Origin of the sequence: Bacillus aerius (genome assembly GCF_029894105.1) — a bacterium.
Taxonomy (GTDB): domain Bacteria; phylum Bacillota; class Bacilli; order Bacillales; family Bacillaceae; genus Bacillus; species Bacillus altitudinis.
The window spans coordinates 2,532,097-2,558,915 of the sequence record NZ_JARYHO010000001.1 but is presented as its reverse complement, the minus strand read 5'-3'; the positions used below and the strand labels follow the sequence as shown (position 1 = coordinate 2,558,915).

26 protein-coding genes, 1 tRNA gene and 2 pseudogenes are annotated in these 26,819 nt (G+C 39.7%); 26 read left to right on the top strand and 3 right to left on the bottom strand.

Going from position 1 to position 26,819, the window contains the following annotated elements:
- The 3 genes from sdhB (at position 1) to M2353_RS13220 (ending at position 2,135) form a co-directional block, all read left to right on the top strand.
- Positions 1-765: a succinate dehydrogenase iron-sulfur subunit gene (gene sdhB, locus M2353_RS13230; RefSeq protein ID WP_072367454.1), complete on the top strand. Its 765-nt coding sequence runs from the start codon at positions 1-3 to the stop codon at positions 763-765.
- 122 nt (positions 766-887) lie between these two features.
- Positions 888-1,346, top strand: coding sequence for an acyl-CoA thioesterase (locus tag M2353_RS13225; protein ID WP_007501614.1), 459 nt, complete (start codon positions 888-890; stop codon positions 1,344-1,346).
- A 72-nt stretch (positions 1,347-1,418) separates the two neighbouring features.
- A complete protein-coding gene (locus tag M2353_RS13220) occupies positions 1,419-2,135 on the top strand; it encodes a biotin--[acetyl-CoA-carboxylase] ligase (protein ID WP_284725557.1) in 717 nt (238 codons plus the stop codon).
- 142 nt (positions 2,136-2,277) lie between these two features.
- Here the strand turns inward: M2353_RS13220 and M2353_RS13215 are convergent, their stop codons facing one another.
- A complete protein-coding gene (locus M2353_RS13215; protein WP_284725556.1) occupies positions 2,278-3,408 on the bottom strand; it encodes a 2-methylaconitate cis-trans isomerase PrpF family protein in 1,131 nt (376 codons plus the stop codon).
- A gap of 135 nt (positions 3,409-3,543) precedes the next feature.
- Here M2353_RS13215 and M2353_RS13210 point away from each other — a divergent pair, with 135 nt between their 5' ends.
- The 16 genes and pseudogenes from M2353_RS13210 to M2353_RS13140 all read left to right on the top strand — a co-directional run bounded on the left by M2353_RS13210 (position 3,544) and on the right by M2353_RS13140 (position 18,869).
- Positions 3,544-4,404, top strand: a complete 861-nt coding sequence (locus M2353_RS13210) for a LysR family transcriptional regulator (protein WP_144679840.1) — start codon at positions 3,544-3,546, stop codon at positions 4,402-4,404.
- A gap of 155 nt (positions 4,405-4,559) precedes the next feature.
- Positions 4,560-5,874, top strand: a pseudogene (locus M2353_RS13205) (CitMHS family transporter).
- 206 nt (positions 5,875-6,080) lie between these two features.
- The gene (gene gerE, locus M2353_RS13200) at positions 6,081-6,305 is read left to right on the top strand and encodes a spore germination transcription factor GerE (protein WP_003184172.1); all 225 of its coding nucleotides are present in this window, start codon (positions 6,081-6,083) and stop codon (positions 6,303-6,305) included.
- A gap of 149 nt (positions 6,306-6,454) precedes the next feature.
- Entirely contained in the window at positions 6,455-6,895 is a 441-nt protein-coding gene (locus M2353_RS13195) for a MarR family winged helix-turn-helix transcriptional regulator (protein WP_007501606.1), read from the top strand.
- A gap of 7 nt (positions 6,896-6,902) precedes the next feature.
- Positions 6,903-7,721, top strand: coding sequence for a glutamate racemase (racE, locus tag M2353_RS13190; protein WP_425332876.1), 819 nt, complete (start codon positions 6,903-6,905; stop codon positions 7,719-7,721).
- Between the two features lie 101 nt (positions 7,722-7,822).
- Entirely contained in the window at positions 7,823-8,884 is a 1,062-nt protein-coding gene (locus tag M2353_RS13185; RefSeq protein ID WP_125589917.1) for a GerMN domain-containing protein, read from the top strand.
- A gap of 151 nt (positions 8,885-9,035) precedes the next feature.
- Complete coding sequence (gene rph / locus M2353_RS13180) at positions 9,036-9,764, top strand: ribonuclease PH (protein ID WP_284725554.1); 729 nt, start codon at positions 9,036-9,038, stop codon at positions 9,762-9,764.
- A 10-nt stretch (positions 9,765-9,774) separates the two neighbouring features.
- Positions 9,775-10,377, top strand: a complete 603-nt coding sequence (locus M2353_RS13175) for an XTP/dITP diphosphatase (RefSeq protein WP_007501598.1) — start codon at positions 9,775-9,777, stop codon at positions 10,375-10,377.
- Positions 10,378-10,391: 14 nt separating this feature from the next.
- On the top strand, positions 10,392-10,916 hold the full coding sequence (locus tag M2353_RS13170) for a YfcE family phosphodiesterase (RefSeq protein ID WP_008345914.1): 525 nt from the start codon (positions 10,392-10,394) through the stop codon (positions 10,914-10,916).
- 120 nt (positions 10,917-11,036) lie between these two features.
- A tRNA-Arg gene (locus M2353_RS13165) sits at positions 11,037-11,110 on the top strand.
- 228 nt (positions 11,111-11,338) lie between these two features.
- Positions 11,339-11,716 (top strand): hypothetical protein, encoded by a 378-nt coding sequence (locus M2353_RS13160; protein ID WP_284725553.1) that lies wholly within the window; start codon positions 11,339-11,341, stop codon positions 11,714-11,716.
- Between the two features lie 52 nt (positions 11,717-11,768).
- On the top strand, positions 11,769-12,140 hold the full coding sequence (locus M2353_RS13155; RefSeq protein ID WP_284725552.1) for a hypothetical protein: 372 nt from the start codon (positions 11,769-11,771) through the stop codon (positions 12,138-12,140).
- Between the two features lie 76 nt (positions 12,141-12,216).
- Entirely contained in the window at positions 12,217-12,321 is a 105-nt protein-coding gene (locus tag M2353_RS20245) for a DUF4241 domain-containing protein (protein ID WP_216894808.1), read from the top strand.
- Between the two features lie 315 nt (positions 12,322-12,636).
- Positions 12,637-15,843, top strand: coding sequence for a type I restriction-modification system endonuclease (gene hsdR, locus M2353_RS13150; RefSeq protein ID WP_284725551.1), 3,207 nt, complete (start codon positions 12,637-12,639; stop codon positions 15,841-15,843).
- 114 nt (positions 15,844-15,957) lie between these two features.
- Complete coding sequence (locus M2353_RS13145) at positions 15,958-17,388, top strand: class I SAM-dependent DNA methyltransferase (protein WP_284725550.1); 1,431 nt, start codon at positions 15,958-15,960, stop codon at positions 17,386-17,388.
- A complete protein-coding gene (locus tag M2353_RS13140) occupies positions 17,385-18,869 on the top strand; it encodes a restriction endonuclease subunit S (RefSeq protein ID WP_284725549.1) in 1,485 nt (494 codons plus the stop codon). The genes M2353_RS13145 and M2353_RS13140 overlap by 4 nt, the downstream gene beginning before the upstream one ends.
- 573 nt (positions 18,870-19,442) lie before the next feature.
- Here M2353_RS13140 and M2353_RS13135 read toward each other — a convergent pair.
- On the bottom strand, positions 19,443-19,832 hold the full coding sequence (locus M2353_RS13135) for an immunity 50 family protein (protein WP_061419829.1): 390 nt from the start codon (positions 19,830-19,832) through the stop codon (positions 19,443-19,445).
- 20 nt (positions 19,833-19,852) lie between these two features.
- On the bottom strand, positions 19,853-21,463 hold the full coding sequence (locus M2353_RS13130; protein ID WP_284726006.1) for a T7SS effector LXG polymorphic toxin: 1,611 nt from the start codon (positions 21,461-21,463) through the stop codon (positions 19,853-19,855).
- A gap of 146 nt (positions 21,464-21,609) precedes the next feature.
- Here M2353_RS13130 and M2353_RS13125 point away from each other — a divergent pair.
- The 7 genes and pseudogenes from M2353_RS13125 to M2353_RS13095 form a co-directional block, all read left to right on the top strand.
- Positions 21,610-21,750 (top strand): annotated as a pseudogene (locus M2353_RS13125) (Kelch repeat-containing protein); the annotation flags it as partial.
- Positions 21,751-22,004: 254 nt separating this feature from the next.
- Positions 22,005-22,154: a teichoic acid D-Ala incorporation-associated protein DltX gene (locus tag M2353_RS13120; RefSeq protein WP_024427820.1), complete on the top strand. Its 150-nt coding sequence runs from the start codon at positions 22,005-22,007 to the stop codon at positions 22,152-22,154.
- 14 nt (positions 22,155-22,168) lie between these two features.
- Positions 22,169-23,674 carry a D-alanine--poly(phosphoribitol) ligase subunit DltA gene (gene dltA, locus M2353_RS13115; protein WP_284725548.1) on the top strand — a complete coding sequence of 502 codons (1,506 nt, stop codon included), beginning with the start codon at positions 22,169-22,171 and terminating at the stop codon, positions 23,672-23,674.
- A complete protein-coding gene (gene dltB / locus M2353_RS13110; RefSeq protein WP_284725547.1) occupies positions 23,671-24,855 on the top strand; it encodes a D-alanyl-lipoteichoic acid biosynthesis protein DltB in 1,185 nt (394 codons plus the stop codon). The genes dltA and dltB overlap by 4 nt, the downstream gene beginning before the upstream one ends.
- Positions 24,856-24,876: 21 nt before the next feature.
- A complete protein-coding gene (dltC, locus tag M2353_RS13105) occupies positions 24,877-25,113 on the top strand; it encodes a D-alanine--poly(phosphoribitol) ligase subunit 2 (protein ID WP_003216498.1) in 237 nt (78 codons plus the stop codon).
- Positions 25,113-26,279, top strand: a complete 1,167-nt coding sequence (dltD, locus tag M2353_RS13100; protein WP_284725546.1) for a D-alanyl-lipoteichoic acid biosynthesis protein DltD — start codon at positions 25,113-25,115, stop codon at positions 26,277-26,279. Before dltC ends, dltD begins: the two co-directional genes overlap by 1 nt.
- Before the next feature lie 95 nt (positions 26,280-26,374).
- Positions 26,375-26,794, top strand: a complete 420-nt coding sequence (locus M2353_RS13095; protein ID WP_008342863.1) for a YkvA family protein — start codon at positions 26,375-26,377, stop codon at positions 26,792-26,794.
- Positions 26,795-26,819 lie beyond the last annotated feature (25 nt).

The window sequence follows — 26,819 nt, the reverse complement described above, 5'->3', positions numbered from 1 at the left end:
ATGAGTGAAAAAAACACGATTCAATTTATTATCACACGTCAAGATACAGCAGATGGCAAGCCTTATGATGAGGAATTCGAAATCCCTTACCGTCCAAATATGAACGTCATTTCCGCACTCATGGAAATCAGACGTAACCCGGTCAATAAAAAAGGTGAAAAAACAACGGCTATTAACTGGGACATGAACTGTCTTGAAGAAGTATGCGGCGCTTGTTCCATGGTCATTAATGGAAAGCCTCGCCAGTCATGTACAGCACTGATCGACAAATTAGAGCAACCGATCCGTCTTCAGCCGATGAAAACTTTCCCGGTTGTGAGAGACTTGCAGGTTGATCGAAGTCGTATGTTCAATTCATTGAAAAAAGTCAAAGCATGGGTGCCAATAGATGGCACATATGATCTTGGACCTGGACCAAGAATGCCTGAGAAAAAGCGTCAATGGGCGTATGAGCTTTCGAAGTGTATGACATGTGGTGTCTGCCTTGAAGCTTGTCCAAACGTGAATGATAAGTCTTCCTTTATGGGCCCTGCACCGCTTTCACAAGTTCGTCTATTTAACGCACATCCGACAGGTGCAATGAATAAGTCTGACCGTTTAGAAGAAATTATGGGTGATGGCGGTCTTGCAAACTGCGGGAACTCTCAAAACTGTGTGCAGGCTTGTCCGAAAGGAATCCCGCTCACAACATCAATTGCAGCACTTAACCGAGATACAACTTTACAAGCTTTCCGTAACTTCTTCGGAAGCGATCACGCAGAATAACATCACATTCAGTCCTCCTTGCCAATCATGATGAGTGTTTACAAGAGGCTGGATGCAAAACATAACAAACGCCTCTTCCAATACGGGAGAGGCGTTTTATTTGCGAATAAGGAGTGGATCAAATGAGGCTGCCGTCATATATTGAAGAGCCGTTTGAAGAGTGGAGGGCATCGTTTCGTTTTTATGTGGAAACAACCGTCCGTTTTTCAGAAACGGATATGTTTGGTCACATGAACAATGTCACCCCGTTTGTGTATTTTGAAGAGGCACGGATTGCCTTCTTTCAAAAAACGGGAATTGTAGATAAACGAATGAAGCGAGCGAGAGAGACGATTACGGTCGTGGCAAACCTTCAATGTGATTACATCAAGCAAGTGGAAATCGGTGAGAGGCTGCGTGTGTATGTAAAGCCAGAAAAGGTTGGATCAAGCTCTCTCATCCTTCATTATTTAGGAGAAAATGAACAGCAAGAACCGTGTTTTACAGGCTCAGTCACCATGGTGCAAATAAGTAAAGACACCGGTGCCCCTGTACCGTTTACAGAAGAGGAAAAAGAGACTTTTCAGGCCCAGCGACATTAAAGAATCACGGTCACATGCTTCATTTTGTTATAATAAAGGAATCATAATGAAGAAGAAACAAAAGGAGAGCACATGAAGATTTTTCAATACGACACCATTGATAGTACAAATAATGAAGCGAAAAGGCTTATTCAGCAAGGAGAAGCCCCTTCATTTGCTGTATATGCCCGGCAGCAGACAGCAGGGAGAGGAAGGCTTGGCAGACCGTGGGAAACGCCTACAGGGAATGTAGCTGTCACGATGACAGTAAAACCGCCAGTAGATATCTCCACCCAATCAACGATTGCCCCGCTGACGGCACTCGCCATTTATGATGTACTCAAACCACTCATGAGAGCAGAGGATCAGATGGCAATCAAATGGCCAAATGATCTATTGATTAATGAAGCGAAAGTATCTGGCACATTAATTGAAGCAGACCGCAGCGCCATTTACATCGGTGTGGGCATCAATGTAGAGACAAAGCCGGAGCACGTTCCGTATAAAACCGTTTGCCTATCAGAACTGACTGAGGTGAAAGCGGACCAGCTAGTGAAAGATTTGGCAGCGGCCTTTGAAAAATACCATGCACGCTGGCAAATGGAAGGATTTGAAGCCCTCACAGCCCTCTATAACAAACGATTATATCGGCTGAATCAACCGCTTCGTATTTCATTAGATCGTGAAAAGCAAACATGGCAGGAAGGGATTTGCTGTGGTGTGAACCGTTATGGTCATATTCAGTTAAAAGATGATCAAGGACATATAAAAGCCCATTCAGCAGGAGATATTGATGCACCGCCCAAGTAGACAATTTCTTGTTCTATGTGTGTGTAGACAAACCGTTGCATTCGGTGTTAGAACGGATTGCTTTAAGATCTTCAAACTGAAAAAAAGACAAAGAGCTAAAATCAGTTCATTTTAGCTCTTTGTCGACATGATGACGTCTCATTTATGCTTCTCTTTTTATTTGAGGTTGAACCATGTAGTCTTTTTTTGTAAAGGCCACTCCATCTAGGATTTCTCTTGCGGTCCGAATGACTTTCACTCTGTTTTGTGAGATATCAATTTCAGTTTGCATAATACCAGCAGGATGACCAATTCGAAGTGTATCATCTTGACCTTCAAACAGCTGTGCCGGAAGCGTTTGATCCATGAAACAGCTGGCTGACACACATACAGATCCGGTAATGGCAAGTGCTTGGTGCGGTCTTTGCATCGATAGCATCCGAACGATGATGTCCATATCTGCTGCTCTTCTCAATATTCCATTTGTATCTACATAATCAGCAGGCTCGCTGATGATCGCAAGCTTTGGAACAGCTGGAGACTGTAATGTGGCCAGTTCTTTTGGTGCAAAGTGGCACATTTCAGCAGCGATGGAACGAATCTCTTCTAAATCATCCAGCAATTCGTCTGTAAACTCTTCAGGTAATTCAGTTCCTTTTAATTGAATATCTTTGGCACGAATAAAGGCGATTGGATTTGCAATGTCAACGATTGAGATCGGAATCTCTCCAAACTTTGTCTGGATCGTATCCATTTTGTTTCCAGTCGGAAAGGTTTTACCTGTGACAGCGCCTTCAGGTTTCTCAAAGGATAAATAAATGGGAGAACCTGTTCCTTTCACTCCTGGAATTTCTGCCTGTCCTTCAAATTTTACTTCTCCGTTCTCGACTTCTACCTCTGCCACAATGATTTTATTCGTGTTGGTATTCAGAATACGTACTGTTGTGACAGGCTCAACTGCTTGGACAAGTCCTTTAATGATGGCATACGGCCCAACTGCTGATGAGATATTCCCACAGTTTCCTTTAAAGTCGACAAATCTTTCATTGATGCTGACTTGTGCAAACGTATAGTTCACATCCACATCTGGACGAGTGGCTTTATCGATAATGGCCACCTTACTTGTCAAAGAATTACCGCCCCCGATTCCATCAACCTGTAGCCGGTCAGGGCTGCCCATAATGTCTAATAAAAATGCTTCGAGCTCATCGTGTTCATATGGTGCATCATTTGCTTGAATGAAGACCCCTTTGCTTGTACCGCCTCGCATGATTGTGATTGGAACTTTTCTCATTGATCTCACCCTCAATTGTTTAGTTACTATTTATCTAATCAAAATGGTAAAGTATAATAAGAAATAAGTTAAATACATTATTTTAAGAGAAATCGATAAATTATTTTTATAATAAAGTCAAAAGGAGGGCACACAATGGATGAGAAAGATTGGCGGTTTTTAAGGGTGCTATATGAAGAGAAGAACATCACAAAAGCGGCAGAAAAATTATTTGTCTCGCAGCCTGCCTTAAGTTATCGATTGAAACAGCTTGAAGAGGAATTTGACATGAAGCTTTTCTTTAAAAGAAAACGAGGAATTGAATTTACATCAGAGGGCGAATATTTGGCTAAATACGCAAATGACATGCTCAAGCAGCTCCAGCAAACGAAAGATGGCATGCTCAATATGCAAAAAAAGGTCAAAGGAACGATCCGACTAGGGGTGTCGAGTAACTTTGCTCAATATAAACTGCCGGAAATTTTAAGAGAGTTTTCTAAGCAGTATCCACATGTTCAATTTATGGTGAACACAGGATGGAGCACAAAAGTCATGGATTTATTAGGTACATCAAGTGTACATTTAGGGATTTTAAGAGGAGATTACGACTGGAATGGAGAGCGATTTTTGCTTGATAAAGAACGGCTTTGTATCATTTCAAAATCAGAAATACAGCTAAAGGATCTTCCTAAGCTGCCGCTCATTGACTATCACACGGATAGTTCATTAAAACGATTGATTAACAGATGGTGGCAGGAGACGTTCACGATGCCTCCGCTTGTGACAATGGAGACAGACAGGCAAGATACATCAAAAGAGATGGTGAAGCATGGTTTAGGTTATGCCATTGTCCCGGAAATTTGCCTCAGACCAAGTGATGAGCTATTTGTAAAAGGTCTTTCGTATAAAGATGGACAGCCTGTTTTAAGAGATACATGGCTCATGTACCAGCCGGATTCCCTTCATTTGTCTGTTGTGAAAGCATTCATTGAGTTTTTAAGAAGTCAGCAAGGCTAATTATAAAAAAAATTTATTGAATAGACGAAAAAATCGATATTTTCATTATAAAAAAAGCTATTATATCCTTGAAATAGAAAGCGCTAACATTTCGGGCCGCAAGCGCAAAAGGGGCGCTTGTGGATCGTGTAAAGAAGAGGATGGAGGGATATGAAGTGCTAGCTATTTTAGGGATCTTGATGGTCGTGACTTTTACATTTCTTATTATGACAAAACGTATGCATCCGGTGGTGGCTCTCACCGTTGTGCCAATCATCTTTGCATTAATCGGTGGATTTTACAGCGGATTAGGGGACATGATGCTTGATGGACTCAAGACCGTTGCACCATCTGCTGCTTTATTGTTATTTGCCATCTTATTTTTCGGTGTCATGCTGGATGCTGGATTGTTTGACCCATTGATCAAACTGATTTTACGTCTTGTGAAAGGCGATCCGGTCAAAATTGCTTTTGGGGTAGCGATTTTGTCTATGCTTGTTGCATTATGGTGATGGGACGACAACGTACATGATTACCGTATCAGCTATGTTGCCACTTTTCTTAAGAATTGGGATGAACCCACTGATTTTAGGGACGATTTCATTATTATCACTAGGCATTATGAGTGGAATGACGCCTTGGGGCGGTCCAGCTACTCGTGCGATTGCTGCACTTGGTTTAGATGCAGCGGAATTCTTCATTCCATTACTCCCGACGATGATAGGGGGCGGTCTTTTTATCCTTTTTACAGCGTATGTTCTTGGAAAAAAAGAACGGAAGCGCATTGGGGTTGCCGAGATTCAGTATAAAGAAGAGGTCTCGATCTCTCCTGAATTGGCGGCATCAATTGAAGATGGCGTAGCTGATATGAAGAGACCAAACTTGATTTGGGTCAACTTCTTCCTGACGATTGCTGTCATGGTCACACTTGTATTGGATATCGTACCGATTCCTGTACTCTTTCTCATTGGCTTTGTCATTGCGCTTATGATCAACTATCCAAAAGTTGAAGATCAGCGTGAGCGGATTTTATCGCATGCAGGAAATGCCTTAACGGTCATTACCCTTGTGTTTGCAGCAGGAATTTTCACAGGCATTTTTTCGGGAACAAAAATGGTGGAGTCCATTGCTAACTTGGTCATTTACATGATGCCAGATTCATACAGCTCATTTTTTCCACTCATTGTCGCGTTGACGAGTATGCCATTTACATTTGTTCTTTCAAATGATGCTTATTATTTCGGGGTGCTGCCAATCTTAGCTGAAGCTGGCGCAGCTTACGGAATTGATCCAGTGGAAATTGCGCGCGCCTCTATTATCGGACAGCCTGTCCATTTACTGAGTCCGCTTGTCGCTTCCACATTACTGCTTGTGAGTATGCTGAATAAAGATATTGGTGATTTGCAAAAGTACGCACTGCTATGGACCGTACTCACAGCCCTGTTTACAACACTTATTGCTCTTTTAACAGGAGCCATTTCGATATTTTAAAAGCTTGTTTGATAAAGGACGATGTCTCTATAGGGGACTCGTCCTTTTTTGTACGGTTTGAAGGCGAGGAAATTGGACGCTGATCTGCGGGAATTCTCGATTTTAACGTCACCTACCTCAAGTACCCGGCATATGATATCTCGACTATACAGAATCCCATTCTATAGAGACTAGAGCTCTCACCTTAGCAAGGAGGGTTACAATACTTGAAGGAGAAAGAGTTTCAATCCAAGCCGCTATTAACCAAAAGAGAAAGAGAAGTATTCGAATTGCTCGTCCAAGATAAAACAACAAAAGAAATTGCAAGCGAGCTTTTTATTAGCGAAAAGACTGTTCGAAATCATATTTCGAATGCCATGCAAAAGCTAGGAGTTAAAGGTCGTTCACAGGCCGTAGTCGAGCTTCTGCGTATGGGTGAGCTAGAGCTCTAACGTCAGCCGGTTTTCCTTCCGCACCAGGGAGGAGCCGGTTATTTCTATATCGTTTCCATGAGTCTCTTCTTGCAATTTCTTTGAAAAACGAGGAAAATAGGAATGTACGTTTTAATCAAAGTGAGATGCTATAGTGAGGTATCAATGAAATGGAAACGAATGAGTCAGGCCATGTTGCAGAAATTGAAAAATCATTGCGCCATATTGCTGCAATCATTAAGCAAAAAGGTAGAGAAATTCTGAATCAATATACGATTACACCTCCTCAATTTGTAGGGCTCCAGTGGCTTTATGAATTCGGAGATATGACAATAGGTGAGTTATCACAAAAGATGTATCTGGCTTGCAGCACGACGACCGATTTAATTGATCGAATGGAAAAAAGTGAACTTGTTGAACGGGTAAAAGATCCGTCTGACCGCCGCGTGGTTCGCATTCATTTATTGCCTGAAGGTGAGCGGATCATTCAAGAAGTGATTGTCAAACGCCAAGAATACGTCAGTGAACTTCTAGGGGCTTTCTCAGAAGAAGAAGCCATCGTTTTCAACCAATCTTTAACGAAACTACAGCAGCAAATGAAAAGAAAATGAGGCGATTTTGTTGGATCAACCAATCGGCGTGATTGATTCCGGCGTAGGCGGTTTAACCGTTGCGAAGGAAATCATGAGACAACTGCCAAAAGAAAAAATTATTTATGTAGGCGACACAAAACGATGTCCATACGGCCCTCGAGCAGAAGAAGAGGTTCTTCAGTATACATGGGAAATGGCGCACTACCTATTAAGACATCACCATATTAAAATGCTAGTCATTGCGTGTAACACTGCGACGGCGATAGCACTTGATGAAATTAAAGCAACACTTGATATCCCGGTCATTGGCGTGATCCAGCCCGGAGCCCGCACAGCGATCAAGGTGACAAACAATCAGCATATTGGCGTCATCGGCACAGCCAATACGATCAAAAGTGAAGCCTATAAAGAAGCACTGCTTTCTTTAAAAGCAGGACTAACTGTTCAAAGTCTGGCATGTCCAATGCTTGTGCCGTTTGTAGAAAGTGGTACGTTTTTAGATCATACAGCAGATGAAGTCGTAAAAGCTTCTCTTGAACCGATGAAAGAAACAGGCATTGATACGCTTATTCTTGGCTGCACACACTACCCGATTTTAAAAGAACCGATTCAGCGCTTTATGGGCAGTGGCGTTAACATCATTTCTTCAGGAGACGAGACTGCGAGAGAAGCGAGCACCATTCTTTCATATAAAGGGCTGTTAAATGATTCGAAGGAAGAGCCTGTTCATACTTTTTATACAACAGGGCAGCAGCAAAACTTTCAAAATATCGCTCAAGGCTGGTTCGGCTACCTGCCAGGAAAGGTCGAAACGGTTTCGCTTGAACACGTATATCAGCAATAACCTACTTCTCATGGAAGTGGGTTATTTTTTTATGAAAAGGGTCTAATCCTCTCAGGGAGCTCGTATACATACTAGTACAAACCACTAGAGGAGGGTGAAGTATGCTGAAAAAAGGAACTACAGCAGCTGTTACGTGTATTGCGTCAGCCATGCTTTTATCAGGATGCGGATTGTTTCAAACAGACCAAGCGAAAACAGAGATTGATCCACCACAAAATGTCACGTTTGTGAAAGAAAATAAAGAAGAGAAACAAACAGCGAAAGAAGGAAAAGAAGAGAAGCAAGCAGATACCGTCATGAGAGAATTATATTTAATTGATAAAAATGGGTATGTTGTGTCTCAATCCATTCCACTGCCGAAAAACGAAGGAAGTGCGAAACAAACACTTGAATACCTCGTAGACGGGGGACCGATTTCTAACCTGATGCCAAATGGATTCAGAGCCGTGCTGCCGGCGGACACGAGCGTATCTGTCGATATTAAAGATGGCACTGCGGTTGTGGATTTCTCAAATGAATTCAAAAACTATAAAAAAGAAGACGAACAGCGCATTTTGCAATCAGTCACTTGGACATTAACGCAGTTTGATTCAGTAGCGAAAGTTAAATTAAAGATGAATGGTCATGAATTAAAAGAAATGCCTGTGAATGGGACACCGATTTCAGATGATTTAAGCAGAGAGGACGGCATTAATATTCAGCACGAGGCTGCGGCTGATATGACATCGACAAAGCCTGTGACCGTCTACTATTTAGCTGAATCTGATAAACAGACGTACTATGTCCCGGTGACCAAAAGAGCGCCAAAAGACGATGATGATCCAATTACAGCAGCCATTGATGAGCTCGTCTCTGGGCCAAGCAAAACAAGCCAATTGCTGACAGACTTTGATCAAGATGTGAAGCTGAATGATGTCCCGAAAGTAAAAGACGGTCATGTGACACTAGATTTCAATGAATCCATTTTTGGCAGTGCAGATGAAAAGAAAAAAGTCATTTCACAAAAAGTTCTTGATAGCATTGTGCTGACATTAACAGAGCTGCCAGATGTGAAAAGCGTGTCTGTGAAGGTAAACGGAAAGGCAGAGCTTGTGAACGAAAAAGGAGCAGAGCTTACAAAGCCAGTTTCAAGACCAGAACAAGTGAATACAGGTAGTTTTTAACGTCACACATTGATATAATGGAGAAAAAGAGGCATGCACATTCGCTGCCTCTTTTTTATTCCAAGCGATTAGAACGGATCGAGGTTGTCAAAGTTAATAGGAGAACCCCGCTGACACCCGCGCGGAATGTATATTGTAACGGAGGTAAAACATGAGATTAGATGAAAGACAATACGACGAATTAAGAAAAATTGAAATACAGGCAGGCTACATCACACATCCAGAAGGCTCTGTCTTAATCTCAGCGGGAAATACGAAGGTGATTTGTAACGCATCCATCGAAGACCGCGTACCTCCTTTTTTAAGAGGAGAAGGAAAAGGCTGGATTACAGCAGAATATAGCATGCTTCCAAGAGCAACGGCTCAAAGAACGATAAGAGAATCATCTAAAGGAAAGGTCACAGGACGTACAATGGAGATCCAGCGTTTAATTGGACGAGCTCTGCGCGCAGTCGTTGATTTAGAAAAGCTTGGTGAACGCACCATTTGGATTGATTGTGATGTTATTCAAGCAGACGGTGGAACACGCACAGCATCTATTACAGGTGCATTTGTGGCCATGACACTAGCGATTCAAAAGCTTCGATCAGCAGGCGTTTTGAAAGAAAATCCGATCACTGATTATTTAGCCGCGATATCCGTCGGAATTGATTCTAAACAGGGACTTCTGTTAGATTTAAATTATGAAGAAGATTCTTCAGCTGAAGTAGATATGAATGTCATTATGACAGGCGCTGGACGCTTTGTTGAACTTCAAGGCACTGGCGAAGAAGCGACATTCTCAAGAGAACAACTAAACGGACTGCTTGATTTAGCCGAAAAAGGCATCAAAGAATTAATTGAAAAGCAAAAAGCAGTGACAGGAGAAGTTATCGAATAAAGAGAAGGGTTTGATCAGGATGAAAACTGCCATCATCGCAACACACAATGCGGGCAAAGCGAAAGAATTCAAAGCCATTCTTGAGCCAAAAGGATTCACGGTCAAAACACTAGCGGACATCGGATTTACGGAAGAGATTGAAGAAACAGGACATACCTTTGAAGAAAATGCGATCATCAAAGCCGAGGCCATTCAAGCCAAAGCAGGTGAAATGGTGATTGCAGACGACTCGGGTCTGTCGATTGATTACCTTGGCGGAAAACCTGGCGTCTATTCAGCGAGGTACGCGGGCGAGCATAAAGACGATGCCGAGAACGTGGAAAAGGTGCTGAATGAGCTGCAAGGTATCGAAAAAGAAGACCGCACTGCTAGATTTAGATGTGCCCTGGCTGTCAGTATACCGGGTAAAGAAACAAAAACGGTAGAAGGATCAGTAGAAGGCTTTATCGCAGAAGAACCGATCGGCGAAAACGGCTTCGGATACGACCCAATTTTCATCGTCAAAGACAAAGACCAGACGATGGCCGAGTTATCACCAGAGGAAAAAAACAAGATCAGCCATCGAGCGGTCGCGCTTCAAAAGCTTTCATCACTGCTAGACGCAAATGAATAAGGGGGAATGAAGCCATGAAGATACTCATCATTAGTGACAGTCATGGACTCACAGACGAACTTCAAACCATTGCCAAACGGCATGCGGCTGAAGTGGACATGATGATTCACTGCGGAGATTCAGAACTCGAAACGAACCACCCAGCACTCGAAGGATACAAAGTCGTCAAAGGAAATTGTGACTTTATGGGCGATTTTGAAGAAGAGCTCCTGCTCCCACTGGATGGAGGCGGAAAACTATTTCTCACTCACGGACATCTGCATGGCATCAAACAATCCTTGCTTCAAGTCTACTACCGTGCAGAAGAGCTAGGCGCAGACATTATCTGCTTTGGCCACTCGCACATCCCAGGTAGTGAACTGCTAAGAGGAAAACTCCTCATTAACCCAGGCAGCGTGCACCTGCCAAGAGTGCGCAAAGAGCGCAGCTATGCTATACTGACACTAGATGGAAGCGAAGCAAACGTACAGTTTTTCACGGACGAAGGTCACGTCATACAAGACCTCGAAAACACTGTCACATTGGAAGGTATTTCATAAGGGTGCAGCATTTGCCCCTTATGAAAAAACTTTCGAAAAACCGTTGACTTTAAAGAACAATAGTAATATAATAAATCTTGTCGCTGAGGTAATACGCCAAAGCACACTACATAACAACATGTCCCAGTAGCTCAGCAGGATAGAGCAACGGCCTTCTAAGCCGTCGGTCGGGAGTTCGAATCTCTCCTGGGACGTATTTATTTAAAACCGTTAAAAAGCCAGAAACATTGATAAAACAATGTTTCTGGCTTTTTTGTTAGTATTTATTAAATATTGTTCTGATCTTTCCTATGAATATAATTAAAATATTGATTTAGAGAGTTCTTAAAGATTTGTTTTATCCCTAGGATAGTCATTCTTATATTAAATTAGATGAAACTTTTATTTGTTTTTTTCGTAATAGAAATAGAGGTGATGACATTTTGATTGATATAGATGATATTTTATTTGAACTTAAACAAGAAGTGAGAAAAGTGAATACAATGAAATACTTATTAATAGATTCTCCTTTTTTAAATGAAGTGAAAGAAGAATCGGAAATGAAGGCGCAAAAAAAGACCAAAATTTTTGTGGAATGTATATTAAAAATAGTCTCATGTTTAATTGTATTTATATTATTTATTTCCCTCTTAAATAAATTTTCACATGGAAAAGTATTCTTGATTGCAGTTGTGATTGTTTTCTTGCTACTATTATTTATAGCTATATACTGTATAATAAAAGGTTTGAATTATTTTTCTGAATTGTCAGGCTTTAAGACTTTTGATGAGTTAAAAAAATGTTATTTATTCAGCTTTTAACGAAAAGCTGAATAAACATAATTTTTCAACAACTCAAATTGAAAAATATATATTGCCTCAACTAAAAGAAATAAATAAAGATAGAAGAGAAGCTTCTATAACAACATTTTTGAAAATTTCTATTCCCTCTATTCTAGTTTCGATGATCGCGAGTTGGTTTACTCTTATTATAAATACTGCTGTTGAAGAACCATCTCTAAAAGATGAAGAGTTCAATCAAGTTCTAGGTTTATGGTTGATACTTGGGATTCAAGTAATGGTTGTCGGAGCTTTTTTGTATACTGGTATACATTATGCCCAAAAAATTTTAAGTTCGAACAAAAACTATAAATTATTAGAAAAACTTTTTTATAGCTATCTTTTAGAGAAAAACTTGAATGCTTCAGTAAATAAAAAAGCAAAAAAGTCTAAGAAGAGAAAATAAACAAAAAATATTTGCAACTAACAATAAAACGTTATTAACCCAAGAGCACAGAAATAATAAGCTATTTTAAGAGGCTATGTTTACAACAGGCTTCGGTGACGGGATGTACCCAAGCTTTTGGGGGCTGGGTGTAAACGGTGAACCTGCTTGCCTTGTGACGGATTTTCTAATAATGGATTGATGAGAAACTCATGAAATCATGGGTTTTTTATTGTTCTTTGATTATAGAGTATCAGTAGCGAGATATAGTGAAGAGGATAAAGTGTTGAACGATTTCTAATTAAGAGAGCATTTTTCTTTCGACAAATTTTGCTGATTATTCGAAATAATATTCTGTTTGCCGATAAAAGTTTAAAAGCACAAAAAGAGTGACATGGAGTTTGTTGATTAAACATCCATGCCACTTAACTTTGTCAGTTGTGGATTAAGACTACCTAATTTTTGTATAAATATAGTATAATAAACATATAAAACCTTTTGGGAAACGGTGATAATGATGAATAGCAATTTTTCATTTTTTCAAGGAAAGTGGGCAGTACTTTCCAATTTAGGAGAAACAGCTGAGAAAAATGTATATCATGACCCACATACAACAGTAATGAAACTACGTTTATTTGCCGAAACATTGACAAAATTTATTCTAGCCGCTGAAAATATTAAGGAAGCATATGGCACGAAACAAGTAGAGCGCATCAATATATTACGTCGAGAAGGAATACTTGAACCAGAGTTAATAGATATCGTTGAAACGCTTCGTCGTAAAGGGAATGTGGCTATGCACGAAGCGGGTTATCAAAAAACAGAAGAAGCGAAATCTTTATTGCATTTGGCTTTTCGTTTGTCGACTTGGTTTATGGAGGTATACGGTGATTGGAATTTTCAAGCTCCAGAGTACATAGAGCCAAATAAACAAACAGGAATAGATACACGACAGCTCCAACAAGAGTATGAAGTGAAAGTGAGACAGCTTGAAGAGGAATTAGAGACAATTCGCCTTCAAGCTGAATTAGAGCAAGCAGATGAGAAAATGAAACGTAGAAAAGCGTCCAAAAACTTCATGCGTAGGCAGCAACTGACTGAAGATGAAACACGTATCATCATTGATCAGAAGTTACGTGGTGCTGGATGGGAAGTAGACACGAATTTACTAAACTATAAAAAAAACAGGACGCTACCAGAGAAAAACAAACATATGGCCATTGCTGAGTGGAAGGTCGATGGCGGCTGGGTTGATTATGCATTGTTTATTGGACTCAAGCTTGTTGGTTTCATTGAAGCAAAAGCAGAAAAGAAAACGATTCCTGGGGCATTAGATAGTCAAACAAAAGTGTACGCGAAAAATGTCATGCAAGTAGAAGATGAACAGATTACACCAACAACTGGTGATTATCAAGTCCCATTCTTATATGCAACAAATGGTCGCCCTTATTTAAGACAGCTTCAAGAGGAATCGGGCATTTGGTTCTGGGATTCACGCAAACCATTTGAACATGCACGTCCGCTTGAAGGATGGCATTCACCTGAAGATTTACAGCTTCTTCTTAGCCAAGATGATAAGGATGCGGATAAGCGTCTAGAAGAAGAGGATATAACGAAGTTTGGATTGCGTCACTATCAGCAGAATGCGGTTCTGGCTACAGAAAAGTCGTTAAAAGAAGGAAACAGAAGAATGCTTATTGCAATGGCTACAGGAACTGGGAAAACTCGTACCGCTATTGCGCTTATGTATCGCTTAATTAAGTCTAAAAAGTGTCGCCGCATTCTTTTTCTTGTCGATCGTAATTCACTCGGTAAACAAACAGAGGATTCACTGAAAGATACGAAAATTGAAGGTTACTCGTTTGCTGATATATATGATGTGAAGTCATTAGGAGATCTCACACCGGAAGTTGAAACGAAGGTGCAGATTGCAACCGTGCAGGGAATGGTTCGCAGACTTTTTTATAACGATAGCGAAAAGCTTCCAAGCGTCGGGCAATATGATTTCATCATTGTAGATGAGGCGCACCGAGGCTATACAAGTGATAGAGAAATGACAGAGGAAGAATTAGAATTCCGTGATCAGAATGATTATATTAGTCAATATCGGCGCGTTATCGATTATTTTGATGCGGCATGTTTAGGACTTACCGCAACACCTGCTCTACATACAACAGACATTTTCGGTATGCCAATTTTCAAATATTCATATAGCGAAGCAGTGTTGGATGGATATCTAGTGGACCACGAGCCTCCTTATTTGTTTAAAACAGAACTTTCACAAGTGGGCATCACCTTTGAAAAAGATGAGGAAGTAGAAGTATATGATGTTGATAAAGGGGAGATTCAACTAGAAAAAGTAGAAGATACTGTGCACTTTGAAGTGGAGCAGTTTAATAAAAAAGTCATTACAGAACCGTTTAACCGTGCAGTTCTAAATAAATTAGTTGATTATATTGACCCTGCAGGGAAAGAAAAAACGCTCATCTTTGCAGCTACTGATCAACACGCAGATCTTGTTGTTCGCTTGTTAAAAGAAGCCTTTAAAGAACGTGGCGATGAAATTGAAGATGATGCGATTATGAAAATTACTGGATATATCTACAAGCCATTAGATGCCATTACACGGTTTAAAAATGAGCGACTACCTAATGTCGTTGTTACAGTTGATTTGCTCACAACAGGTATTGACGTGCCGCCGATCACAAATTTGGTGTTTTTAAGAAGAATACAATCTCGTATTCTCTATGATCAAATGCTTGGCCGTGCGACTCGTCTTTGCCCAGAGATTGGGAAAACACACTTTAACATCTACGACGCTGTTGGTATATATGACAAGTTGCAACATTATACAGAAATGAAACCAGTTGTGAAGAAACAAAACTTTCGTATCGGTGAGTTGTATGATTCTCTTGTAAATGCAACGACTGATGAGGAAGCTTCGTTTTATCGTGATCAATTAGTAGCAAAAATCCAACGTCGCAAACAAAGATTTGACGAAGAAGGTATGGAAAAGTTTGAAGAATTATCAAATGGGAAACATGTGGATGAATGGGTGAAAGAAATTCAAACATACTCACCGCAAGAAGCCACACAGCATAATATTCTATTTGAATACATGGAAACGTACCAAGTAACACGTGAAAAACGCTATATATCTGATAAGGAAGATGAAGTAACAGACGTCATTCGTGGGTATGGTGAAGGGAACAAGCGACCAGAAGATTATCTGGATGGTTTTGTTCGATTTATCAAAGAAAATATCAATGAAATTCCCGCTTTGCATCTGATCTGTACACGACCAAAAGATCTAACGAGACAAGATTTGCGAGAACTTATGACGATTTTAGAAACAAAAGGCTTTAAGCAATCTCATTTACAAACCGCTTGGAAACAGACAAAAAATGAGGACATTGCAGCAGATATTATTAGTTTTATTCGCCAAGCTGCATTAGGTGAAGCACTCATTGACCATGAAGCACGTATTAAACAGGCAATGCACAAAGTGTATTCACTGCATGATTGGACGCCAAGGCAAAAGAAGTGGTTAGAGAGAATAGAAAAGCAATTACTTCAAGTGCCTGTTCTTGCGCCTACCGCAGAAGAGGCATTCTCGGAAGAACCTTTTAGAACGTCTGGTGGCTACAAATTACTGAAACGTGAGTTCGGTGATGAAATTGATCAAATTGTGAATACGATCAATGAGAACCTTTATATCAGCTAACGACTGTGCCTCTTCATTGAGGCACTTTTTTGGGTTATAATGAAAAGGTTCGCTTTCAACTAAAAATCATCAAATGTGATTTAATAGATTAGAAGCTTTTCAGGAGGAAAAAAGATGAATAACCAAGAAATCGTTCAAAAATTATGGAATTTATGCAATGTGCTTCGTGATGATGGTATTACATATCAACAATATGTCACGGAGTTAACCTATATTTTATTTTTAAAAATGATGAAAGAACAGCAAACAGAAAATGTAATACCCGAAGGATATAGATGGGATGATTTGCTAGAAAAAGAAGGGGTAGAACTCAAAACATTTTATCAGCGATTGTTACTTGAATTAGGAAGCAGTGAAAATGAGCGGCTGCGTCTAATCTACAGTGATGCTGCTACTAGTATTACTGAACCCAAGAACCTAGAGAAAATTCTGAAGAGCATTGATGGCCTTGATTGGTACAACGCAAAAGAAGAAGGTTTAGGTAATTTATATGAAGGCTTGTTAGAAAAAAACGCAAGCGAAACAAAATCAGGTGCTGGTCAATACTTTACACCGCGTGTATTAATTGATGTAATGGTACAACTGATTGACCCTAAACCTGGAGAAAGATGTAATGACCCTGCAGCTGGTACATTTGGTTTTATGATTGCGGCAGACCAGTATTTGAAAAATAAGACAGATAACTATTATGATTTAGATCCACAACTGGGCGTTTTCCAAAAGAAAGAAGCGTTTACTGGAATGGAACTCGTCACAGGGACTCATCGTCTTGCTTTAATGAATGCATTACTTCATGATATCGAAGGGCGACTGGAACAAGGGGATTCGTTATCTAGTAATGGAAAATGGATGAAAAACTTTGATGTCATTTTAACCAATCCACCATTTGGGACGAAAAAAGGTGGAGAGAGTGTCTCCCGTGATGACCTGACGTTTGCAACTTCCAATAAACAGCTGAATTTTCTACAGTTAATTTATAACGCTTTAAAAGACGATGGTCATGCACGGGCAGCAGTTGTATTACCTGATAATGTCTTGTTTGAAAGCGGGGTTGGTGCACAGATTCGACGCGATTTAATGAATAAATGCAATCTGCATACAATCTTACGCTTACCAACGGGGATTTTCTATGCTCAAGGTGTGAAAACAAACGTCTTATTTTTCACAAGAGGAACAACAGACCAAGATAATACAAAGGATGTTTGGGTATATGATCTCCGCACCAATATGACGTCATTCGGAAAACGTAATCAGCTAACAATGGCTCATTTTGAAAACTTTATGAAAGCATATGTAGCAGAAGATCGCTCTAAAGTAGAGGATGAACGTTGGAATGTGTTTACAAGAGAGGACATTGCAAAAAAAGGGGATAGTTTAGATATCGGTTTGATTGCAGATGAATCATTATCTTCCTATGACAACTTACCAGATCCAATTGAATCAGCAGAAGAAGCAATTGCAAAACTTCAGCAGGCAATGAATTTATTAAATGAAGTGGTTGAGGAGTTACGTGCTGTTGAAGAGGATGAGGTGGTAAAAAAGTGAGTAAGAGAAAAAAGACTGTTGATGAATTGTTGGAAGAAGTTCTAGTGCCAGAGGAAGAGCAACCGTACGAAGTGCCCACAAATTGGAGATGGATAAAATTAAAAGGGATAAACAAGGATAAAAAGCGAACCATTGTTCCAAGTAAATTTAATGAAGAAATTTTTGAATTATATAGTGTTCCCAGTTATCCTGAAAGGTCTCCTGAAATTATAAAAGGCAAAGAGATTGGATCGAGTAAACAGCTGGTGAATAACAATGATGTTTTATTATGTAAAATTAATCCTCGTATAAATAGGGTTTGGAAAGTATGTAATGAAAAACGGAAATTTCGTCAATTAGCTTCGACAGAATGGATTGTTATTAGTGAAAATATTATAATTTATCCAAATTATTTATTGTATCTTTTGAAGTCACCTTATTTTAGAAAGCTACTTACTTCAAATGTATCGGGAGTGGGGGGATCTCTAACCCGAGCAAGACCAAAAGAAGTAGAAAATTATCCTGTAATAATACCCCCTTTAAATGAACAAAAACGAATTGCTGACAAAGTGGAGCGGCTTTTAAGTAAAATTGAAAAAGCAAAGCAGTTGATTGAAGAAGCGAAGGAAACGTTTGAACTTCGTCGAGCGGCTATTTTGGATAAGGCGTTTCGTGGGGAATTGACTAGGAAGTGGAGAGGGGAAAATGCCGATATAACTACGGCTAATGAATGGATTGAACAAATAAATTTATTAAAAGAAGGAACAAAAACAAAGTATAAAGACCAATTAGACTCAAGTATTTTAGAAAAGCTATATGAATTGCCAAGAGAATGGAAGTGGGTGCGCTTAAATGATCTAATTGAAGCATCCACATATGGCACATCTGCTAAAACAAATGATGACGTAACTGGAACACCAGTATTAAGAATGGGGAATATTGTTGATGGTTATCTTGAACTAAATAACTTGAAGTATCTCCCGAACAATCATGAAGATGTTTTAAAATATGATTTACAAACTAATGATTTATTATTTAATAGGACGAATAGTTATGAATTAGTTGGTAAAACGTCTGTAATAACAGAAGATGTCTCAGAGAGATTTACATTTGCATCTTATCTAATCAGAGTTCGATTGTTTTATAAAGATTTTTTAGCTAGTTATGTTTCTCATTATATTAATAGCCATGTAGGACGTAAAATACTTCTATCAATGGTTACCCAACAGGTTGGACAAGCTAATATTAACTCACAAAAACTGGCTTCTTTACCGATTCCTTTGCCTTCGCAGGAAGAAGTTATGGAAATTACAAGCTGGCTTAATAATTATCGAGAACTAGAAAGCAAACAAAAAGAAATGATTCTAGTAGAAGAGAATATTGAAGCACTAAAGCAATCTATCCTCTCTAAAGCATTCCGAGGTGAACTGGGAACAAATGACCTAGGTGAAGAAAGTGCTATTGAATTGCTGAAAGACGTGCTACAAGAACAAGTAAAATAGTTATAGGAAGGCATCCAAATTAATTGGATGTCTTTTATGGTTGCATACATGCCAAGTTGTGGTATTGGGTATGTTGGTGTTTTGGTTTGATACAGAAACCACTCTCATTCACAAACTGACAATCGGTAAACTTCTGTCCACTACATCTCTCTTTCTTTACATAAAGGATATGGGGGATATTCCTACATTTTCACTGGGGAGATGAAGGGGGTAAACCTATAGTCGGTTCATCCACACAGCATGAAAAGAATTGACTTTTTCGAAACGAATCTAATTATAGTCTATTTAAACGTGAACGAATAGCGGATATATAAAGTAGCTCAGCAGGATAGAGCAACGGCCTTCTAGGCCGTCGATCGGGAGTTCGAATCTCTACTGGGACGTATGATGATTTGAAACTGTTAAAAAGCCAAAAACATTGATGAATCAAAGTTTCTGGCTTTTTTATTTTTTTCCTATTGTTTAACAAAGTATTTTAGCGATCTTTTATGACTCGAGTCCAACAGGATGGTCAGGCTAAAATCAACTTTAAAGTGGATTTAATATTTGGTGTTTATGAAAACGCAAGTTATCTTAAGAACCAATTAGCCCCGGAGAAATTTGTTCAACCCTTGCCCAATCAAATATGGTTTCGATTTGCATTTGATTCTTGCAATTTATTTTTAGAAATCCTTCATTCTCTGTTGTGTTAATTTCAAAATGATCAATTATATTATTATTTCCTAAATGATTAATTTTTAAATCCGTTACACCAATGAATGATAATTCAACGTAGACAACATCAAAATTCCCCCAACGTTTAGGTTTATTCTTCACGGAGTCTTTTGTCATTAGTCTTATAAATAGGGTAGGACCATCTCTGTTTAAATCAACATTCATGATTTCTGCATTTTTAAAATGGGGGATCCTCCCGAAAATTTGAGTCATCGCTTGTGGGTTCATAAATTTTTCTTCTCTAATCATTTGGATACTCCTCGTCTGAGTTATTTATTGTTTCTTCTTTCAAAATAATAATGGTCTTCTACACCTTCGACTTTACCATTGCGGGTGTTATGTTCAGGTCTTACATTGTGGTGTGAAGGTTGGTTTCCGATGCCTCCTTCTCCAAAATCGTGACCATTTGAATGATCCTGAATAACAATCTTTTTACCATTAACTTCATACGTAAGCTCTCTCGTAAGGATGGGTTGGTTTTTTTCATTTAATATTCTTTTTCCATTTTTATCTGTTAAGGGCACCATCTTTTGACTTTCAGGGTTTTGTGTTCTTGGTATATTTAATTGGCGTTTAATTTCTTTTAAACTAGCTTTTCTAGATTCATGATGGTTTTTATTTAAGTTTTTCTGTACGTCTAGTGTTGCTTTATTCTTTAATTTATTATTTACACCATTTAGTCCAAACGGCAAAAGCATTCCAAGCGCTGCGTTCATACTCGCTTCCTGCTGTTCTTTCGAAATCTTGTTTCCAAACATGTCTCGGCCTGTGATCGCTTCGCTGAAACCGTTGGTGGTGGTGAGGCCATATAAGCCTTTTTGTGATGTTTTCAACGCATCGAAAGACTTCTGTGATGTCTTGTAAATGTCGACTGCTCTGACTGCGGCGGACGTGGCTTGAGTCGTTTTATAGACGGCTTTTCCGCCTTTGAAAATACGTCCTGCCCAGCCGACAATCGGGATGTAGCCTGCTGCTGCCATGCCGCCTGCGGCGACTCGCTGTCCTGCGGTGAGTTCTTCACCTGTGATCGGATCAACGCCTGTTGCGGCACGTTTTGCATCGTTCACGCCTGTCAGTTCATTGACGATATTTCCTCCGTAATCAAGAGCTTTTTCATACCACGGACGGTTGGCGAGCGCTTCTTGTTCCTTTGCGATCTTGCGGGCTTCTTCTTGATCTTTTTTGATTTTTAGATATTCAGAAGTTTGCTTCTCAATATCGCTTTTTGCCTTGTAGATTTCGCTATTTTGATACGATTTCTTGTCAAAATTCATAGGCGAAATGGCTTTTCCGTCATTTGTCGCATTGATCATTTCTGCGTACAATGCCATTGTAGCCTTCTCCTCAGTCTCTGACAAAGCATATTCATCTTTTAGATTTTGATCAAGTTCTATTAAATCTTTAACCGTTTTCTTCCGTTCATCTTCCGCATCTGCAATCTTTTCGTCAAAGGTTTTACTATCAAATACCTCCAGAGAAATGAGGTCATCAATATCTTGAAAAATCGTTTTGAGCGCCTTTTTTTGATCCTTCACGATGCTTTTGGCATTCTTGATTCCCATATGTACAGCGTTGTCTAAAAAGTGTTCTTCTACAAAGGTGTCGCCGCCAAAATTTGTATCATCAAGTGTCCCAGAAACACCTTCATGAAAGGCCTTTTGTTTATCAATGAAGCTAATAAACATGTCCACATTTCCGGCGAGTTCTTTGTAGAAGCTTTTAATGTTATCGGCACCTTTTCCAGTGAAGTCGTCACCGAGATTGGCAACACCTTGAAGTGCCTTTTTTAAATCTATCATTTGTTCGCGGAGTTCCTGATAGTGTTTTGCCCTTGTATCCATGGCACTGGTTAGTGCTTTTGCATCAAGTATCTTGCCCAGAAAGGTTCACTCCCTTCTCAAATAAGTATGTTTATTTTAACAATATAAAAAAATGTAATGAATAGGAAAAAAGTAGTGAGTGCTAAAGCTCTAAATACTAGATTGGTCAACACACTGCTGAAGTAATTTGACCTTTCCATCCTGGCAAAAAGCGTGATGCCGGAGAAGGACCAGGGTTTTATGAAATTGATGAGCATGACAACAACAAAGGTCCTTTTGAAAGTAAAAAAGACTATGTGGTATTCAACAACATTCTAATGTTCGAGGTCAATAAATATAAGAAGTAATTGATATAAAAGCCATCTAGTCAAACTAGGTGGCTTTTGCGTTTGTTCGACAGTTTTCACCAATTTTAAGGCAAATTTAAGCTTCCATTTCATTTCAATTACATTAAATCTTTGTTACAATAAGACAGCTTTGCCCGAAGACACGTTCATACTTTGGACATCTTTTTTTCATCAATTCTTAAAATTTTTATGTTTTGATATGAAACTCTTTTGATGATCCATGCGTCTTTATAAGTGTCAAAAGAAAAGAGGTTATCAATATGCTATTCAAAAAGCTATCAGAAAATAAGTCTGTAAAATGGATAGGATATACAAGCTTTTACTTACTTATTTTGCTATTATTGTTCTTTATTTACGGATTCCATACAGCAAATACGGGATCATTCATTTACAACGATTTTTAATTGGAGATTAAACTATGAAACTATTACACACGATTCATGAATACCAACAAACGAAACCGACACAGCCAGCATTTGTTTCTCAACATGCTTCGATCACATATGATGAGCTTTGGCGTCTATCAGACCAAATGGCTGGTGCGATCGATGCAGTCGCAACTGACAGTGCACCTGTCATTGTATACGGTCATATGGAGCCAGAGATGCTGATTTCTTTCTTAGGCACTGTGAAATCAGGCAGACCCTATATTCCGGTCGACATCTCAATACCTGCTGAACGTATCGTCTCAATTATTGAAAGCTCAAAAGCGAGTCTATTGATTTGTGCAAATGAGCAGAATGTATTAGATGTAGAAGAACACATTGAAGTAAAGAGTGCGGCATCGCTGTTATCGCTTGAAAAAGAAGCACCGCCATCCACGCAGTGGGTTCAACAAGATGATGTTTTCTACATTATTTATACGTCTGGCAGTACCGGAAAACCGAAAGGCGTTCAGGTAACAGCCAGCAATTTAGAAAGCTTTACAGGATGGATGTGCAGCGACTTCCCAATCGGCGAGGGGCGCACGTTCTTAAATCAAGCGCCGTTTTCTTTTGACTTATCAGTCATGGATCTCTATCCAGCGCTTCAATCAGGCGGCACGCTGTACTGTTTAGTGAAAGATCTTGTGAATAAACCGAAGGATATGTTTGCAGCACTTGGTCAATCTGGCGTTGAAGTGTGGACATCAACACCTTCCTTTGTGCAAATGTGCTTAATGGATCCTTCCTTTACAGGGGAGCTTTTACCAGAGTTGAAAGTTTTCTTGTTCTGCGGAGAGGCACTTCCTGTCTCTGTAGCAAGTGCGCTTCTTGAGCGTTTTCCTAAGGCGCAGGTCTTTAATACGTATGGTCCGACTGAAGCAACTGTTGCGATTACATCGATTGAAGTCACGCAGGAGATTCTTGATCAGCACGATTCTTTACCAGTGGGTTATGCCAAACCGGATACAGTTATCGTCATTTTAGATGAAGAAGGCAAGACACTCCCTGATGGGGAAAAAGGGGAAATTGTCATCGTGGGGCCAAGCGTCACGAGAGGCTACTTAGGTGAACAAGCCTTAACGGATAAAGTGTTCTTTGAATACGAAGGACGCCCTGCTTACCGCACAGGTGACGCAGGTGTGGCGCAGGATGGTTTGATTACGTGCCACGGCCGTCTGGACTATCAAATTAAGCTGCATGGATACCGAATGGAGCTTGAAGAAATTGAATATCATGTGAGCGAGACAACGTATGTCAATGCTTGTGTGATTGTGCCATTCCAGCCAAACGGTCATGTGGAGTACTTGATTGCAGCCATTGTCCCAACTGAGCATTCCTTTGAAAAAGAATATCAGCTGACAAGTGCGATTAAGAAAGAAATGGCGGATTCACTTCCTGCGTACATGATTCCAAGAAAGTTTGTCTATCTGGAGCAGCTGTACATGACGCCAAACGGGAAGGTTGACCGTAAAAGAATCGCGAAAGAGGTTCTTCTATGATTCCGTTTAGTTCATTCTTTTTCTTCATTCTAATTGGTATTCTTCTTCTGCCGACGATGATTCTTGGTCTACGGGGCAAAAGAATGCATGGCTACAACATGTTTGCAACGGTTGTGGCGCTGGCGCTTATTTTCTCAAAGGATGCACATGGCGCTTTGTTGCTGTTCTTGTTTACAGTGTGGCAAGTCTTGATCATCCGCCTATACCTTGCGTACCGGCTGAAGGCGAACAAGGCGTCTGTCTTCTATATGGCAGTGGTTGCATCGATTTTGCCGCTTGTACTATCAAAGGTTTTACCGTTCTTTTTAACTCATCAGCCGCATCAACCGCCGCCAATGAACTGGCTGAGCTTTTTGGGGATCTCGTACTTAACATTTAAAGGTGTTCAGTTAGTTATCGAGACAAGAGACGGCTTGATTAAAAAGAAAATCCCGATTCACCGTTTGGTCTATTTCATCGTCTTTTTCCCGACGATTTCATCAGGTCCAATCGATCGTTATCGCCGGTTTGAAAAGGATATGGATACACCGCCTGAAAAAGAAGCGTACAGTGACCTTCTATATGCAGGGATTCATAAAATTTTTATTGGGTTCTTATATAAGTTCATTATTGGTTATCTCATTCACACATATATTCTCATGAATATTCATCACATTAGTAGCAGTCACTTTGTTCAACAGTTAACGTATATGTATGCGTACAGTATGTATTTGTTCTTTGACTTTGCTGGTTATACAGCGTTCGCTGTTGGTGTGAGTTATATCATGGGTATTAAATCACCAGAAAACTTTAATAAACCGTTTATCAGCCGGAATATTAAAGACTTCTGGAATCGCTGGCACATGTCGCTATCCTTCTGGTTCAGAGATTATGTGTTTATGAGATTTGTGTTCTTTATGACAAAGAAGAAGTGGATCAAGAACCGAATGGCTGTATCAAATATTGGGTACTTTGTCCTCTTTCTATTGATGGGTGCATGGCATGGTCTCGCCCTTCAATACATTATTTACGGACTATACCATGCAGTTGTGATGTCCGGTTACAATTTATTTGAGAAATGGAATAAAAAGCACAAGTGGTGGCCGGATAATAAGGTCACAATGGTTGTGTCGATCATTATTACATTCCATGTGATTTGTTTTGGATTTTATATTTTTTCAGGAAAACCATTTCATCATTAATGATTAAGGGAGTAGAAAATTATGGAATTTAAAAATCAAGTATACGGTATTATTGCAGAGGTTTGTCAGGACGACGTTGTGAAAGAAAATCCAGAGATTGCAATTTTTGACGAAGGTCTTCTAGATTCATTTGGTACAGTTGAATTGCTCATGGCAATTGAAAGTCAACTTGGAATTACTGTTCCGATTACAGAGTTTGATCGTGATGTGTGGGATACACCGAATCACATTGCTGAGCAGCTGGCAGAGATGAAGTAATGAAAAAGCGTTTTTTTGGGCCGCTTATTTTAGCGGCTGTTCTATTCATTGGTGTTCTTCTTGTACCAAATGCATGGCTCTCACATCTGATCCCAAAAGACAAATTACAAAAGTCAGCCACAGAATTAGATCCAGGGATGTTCCAAGGGCTTTATTTACAAGATGAAATGCTAAAAGATCCAACTTATTTGCCGATCTATGGATCTTCTGAACTCTCACGTTTTGATCCATATCACCCTTCGAATTTCTTTCATGAGAATCCTCAAGGGTTTACACCTTATCTTATTGGAAAAGGTGGATCGCAATCATTAATTCATGCCATGAACTTTGCAGCGCATATGGATGAATTAAAAGGGAAAAAGCTTGTGTTTATCGTGTCCCCGCAGTGGTTTGTCAAAGGGGGATCAGACGAGAATCACTTTGCTCCTAACTATTCAGCGCTTCAGGCGCTTGATCTTGCTTATAATAAAGAAATTGATCCAGCTGTGAAAAAAAAGCTCATCAAAAGAATCATGAAGTTTAAGGCAGTAAAGAACGACATGGTCATCACAGAGCTTTTTAAAGCAGAGCTTTCTGGGAACAAATTCGCTTATGGCGCGATTTCTCCTATTGCAAAAATGTATTATGGCATGCTTCAAAAGAAAGACATGTACTATACGATCGGGTCTGGGCATGAGCGCAAGCATCGTCCGTCTCCTTCAGTAAAAGGGAAAACATGGACTGAGCTTGAAAAAGAAGCGAGCGTCTTAGGATCTGAAAAAGCAGGGGACAACCCGTTTTATATTGATCAGAGACTGTTTGATCGTAAGCTGAAGCCGATCATGAAAAAGATGAAGGATTCTCGTCGTGACAATTCTTATGCAGCATCACCTGAATATAAAGATTTCCAGATCATGCTGGATATTTTAAAACAGGCAGGGGCGAAGCCTTTATTCGTGACGATTCCTGTCAACGGAAAATGGTATGATTACACTGGTTTTCCGAAAGAGGGGCGTACAGATTATTATCAAAAAATTAATCGTCAAATTCGAGATAACGGGTATGAAGTCGCAGATTTGACTTCGCATGAGTATGATCCATATTTCTTTAAGGATACGATTCATGTGTCGTATAAAGGATGGGTATACATCGATAAGGCGATCGAAAAGTTTTACAAAGAGCAGTAGATTGCAGCAGCTTTCTGCTGCTTTTTGTTTGTCGAATGAGTGGATTTCTTGTATAAATAAGGTGGAAGGGCTATGCTGAATATGGAGGCGATACGATGAATCGTTCTGAGAAAAAAGAACTATTAAAGCGTTCAAAGAAGCATTTTAATGATCATGCCTTTTGGGAAAAGTTAAAAAAGACGGCACAAAAAGCTGGAGTTTCTCTTGTCTATGCTGTGTTATTACTTTATTATACATTGCAAAAACCCGAAGTACCGGTTAAAGCGAAAACCCTCATCATTGGGGCGCTAGGGTACTTTATCCTTCCGATTGACCTGATCCCTGATACATTGGTGGGGATCGGCTACACAGATGATCTAGGCGCCATCACATTTGCTCTGCTTCAAGTCGCAATGTACATTGATGACGATGTCAAAGGAAAAGCAAAAGACAGGCTGGGAAAATGGTTCGGTGAAAAAAGCGATACGTCTTTCATTGATCAAAAGCTTGAAGATGGCGGTATGCCGTCTGCTTAAAGAAAAGCCTCCTAAACGGAGGCTT

Bases quoted from the DNA above. Each gene is read 5' to 3' on its own strand.
- dltC (WP_003216498.1), top strand. From the start codon at position 24,877: ATGGAATTTAAAAATCAAGTATACGGTATTATTGCAGAGGTTTGTCAG.
- M2353_RS13145 (WP_284725550.1), top strand. From the start codon at position 15,958: ATGAATAACCAAGAAATCGTTCAAAAATTATGGAATTTATGCAATGTG.
- M2353_RS13170 (WP_008345914.1), top strand. From the start codon at position 10,392: ATGAAGATACTCATCATTAGTGACAGTCATGGACTCACAGACGAACTT.
- rph (WP_284725554.1), top strand. From the start codon at position 9,036: ATGAGATTAGATGAAAGACAATACGACGAATTAAGAAAAATTGAAATA.
- M2353_RS13220 (WP_284725557.1), top strand. From the start codon at position 1,419: ATGAAGATTTTTCAATACGACACCATTGATAGTACAAATAATGAAGCG.
- M2353_RS13215 (WP_284725556.1), bottom strand. From the start codon at position 3,408: ATGAGAAAAGTTCCAATCACAATCATGCGAGGCGGTACAAGCAAAGGG.
- M2353_RS13225 (WP_007501614.1), top strand. From the start codon at position 888: ATGAGGCTGCCGTCATATATTGAAGAGCCGTTTGAAGAGTGGAGGGCA.
- M2353_RS20245 (WP_216894808.1), top strand. From the start codon at position 12,217: ATGTTTACAACAGGCTTCGGTGACGGGATGTACCCAAGCTTTTGGGGG.
- dltD (WP_284725546.1), top strand. From the start codon at position 25,113: ATGAAAAAGCGTTTTTTTGGGCCGCTTATTTTAGCGGCTGTTCTATTC.
- M2353_RS13135 (WP_061419829.1), bottom strand. From the start codon at position 19,832: ATGATTAGAGAAGAAAAATTTATGAACCCACAAGCGATGACTCAAATT.
- dltB (WP_284725547.1), top strand. From the start codon at position 23,671: ATGATTCCGTTTAGTTCATTCTTTTTCTTCATTCTAATTGGTATTCTT.
- M2353_RS13185 (WP_125589917.1), top strand. From the start codon at position 7,823: ATGCTGAAAAAAGGAACTACAGCAGCTGTTACGTGTATTGCGTCAGCC.
- M2353_RS13095 (WP_008342863.1), top strand. From the start codon at position 26,375: ATGAATCGTTCTGAGAAAAAAGAACTATTAAAGCGTTCAAAGAAGCAT.
- hsdR (WP_284725551.1), top strand. From the start codon at position 12,637: ATGAATAGCAATTTTTCATTTTTTCAAGGAAAGTGGGCAGTACTTTCC.
- M2353_RS13195 (WP_007501606.1), top strand. From the start codon at position 6,455: ATGGAAACGAATGAGTCAGGCCATGTTGCAGAAATTGAAAAATCATTG.
- dltA (WP_284725548.1), top strand. From the start codon at position 22,169: ATGAAACTATTACACACGATTCATGAATACCAACAAACGAAACCGACA.
- M2353_RS13210 (WP_144679840.1), top strand. From the start codon at position 3,544: ATGGATGAGAAAGATTGGCGGTTTTTAAGGGTGCTATATGAAGAGAAG.
- sdhB (WP_072367454.1), top strand. From the start codon at position 1: ATGAGTGAAAAAAACACGATTCAATTTATTATCACACGTCAAGATACA.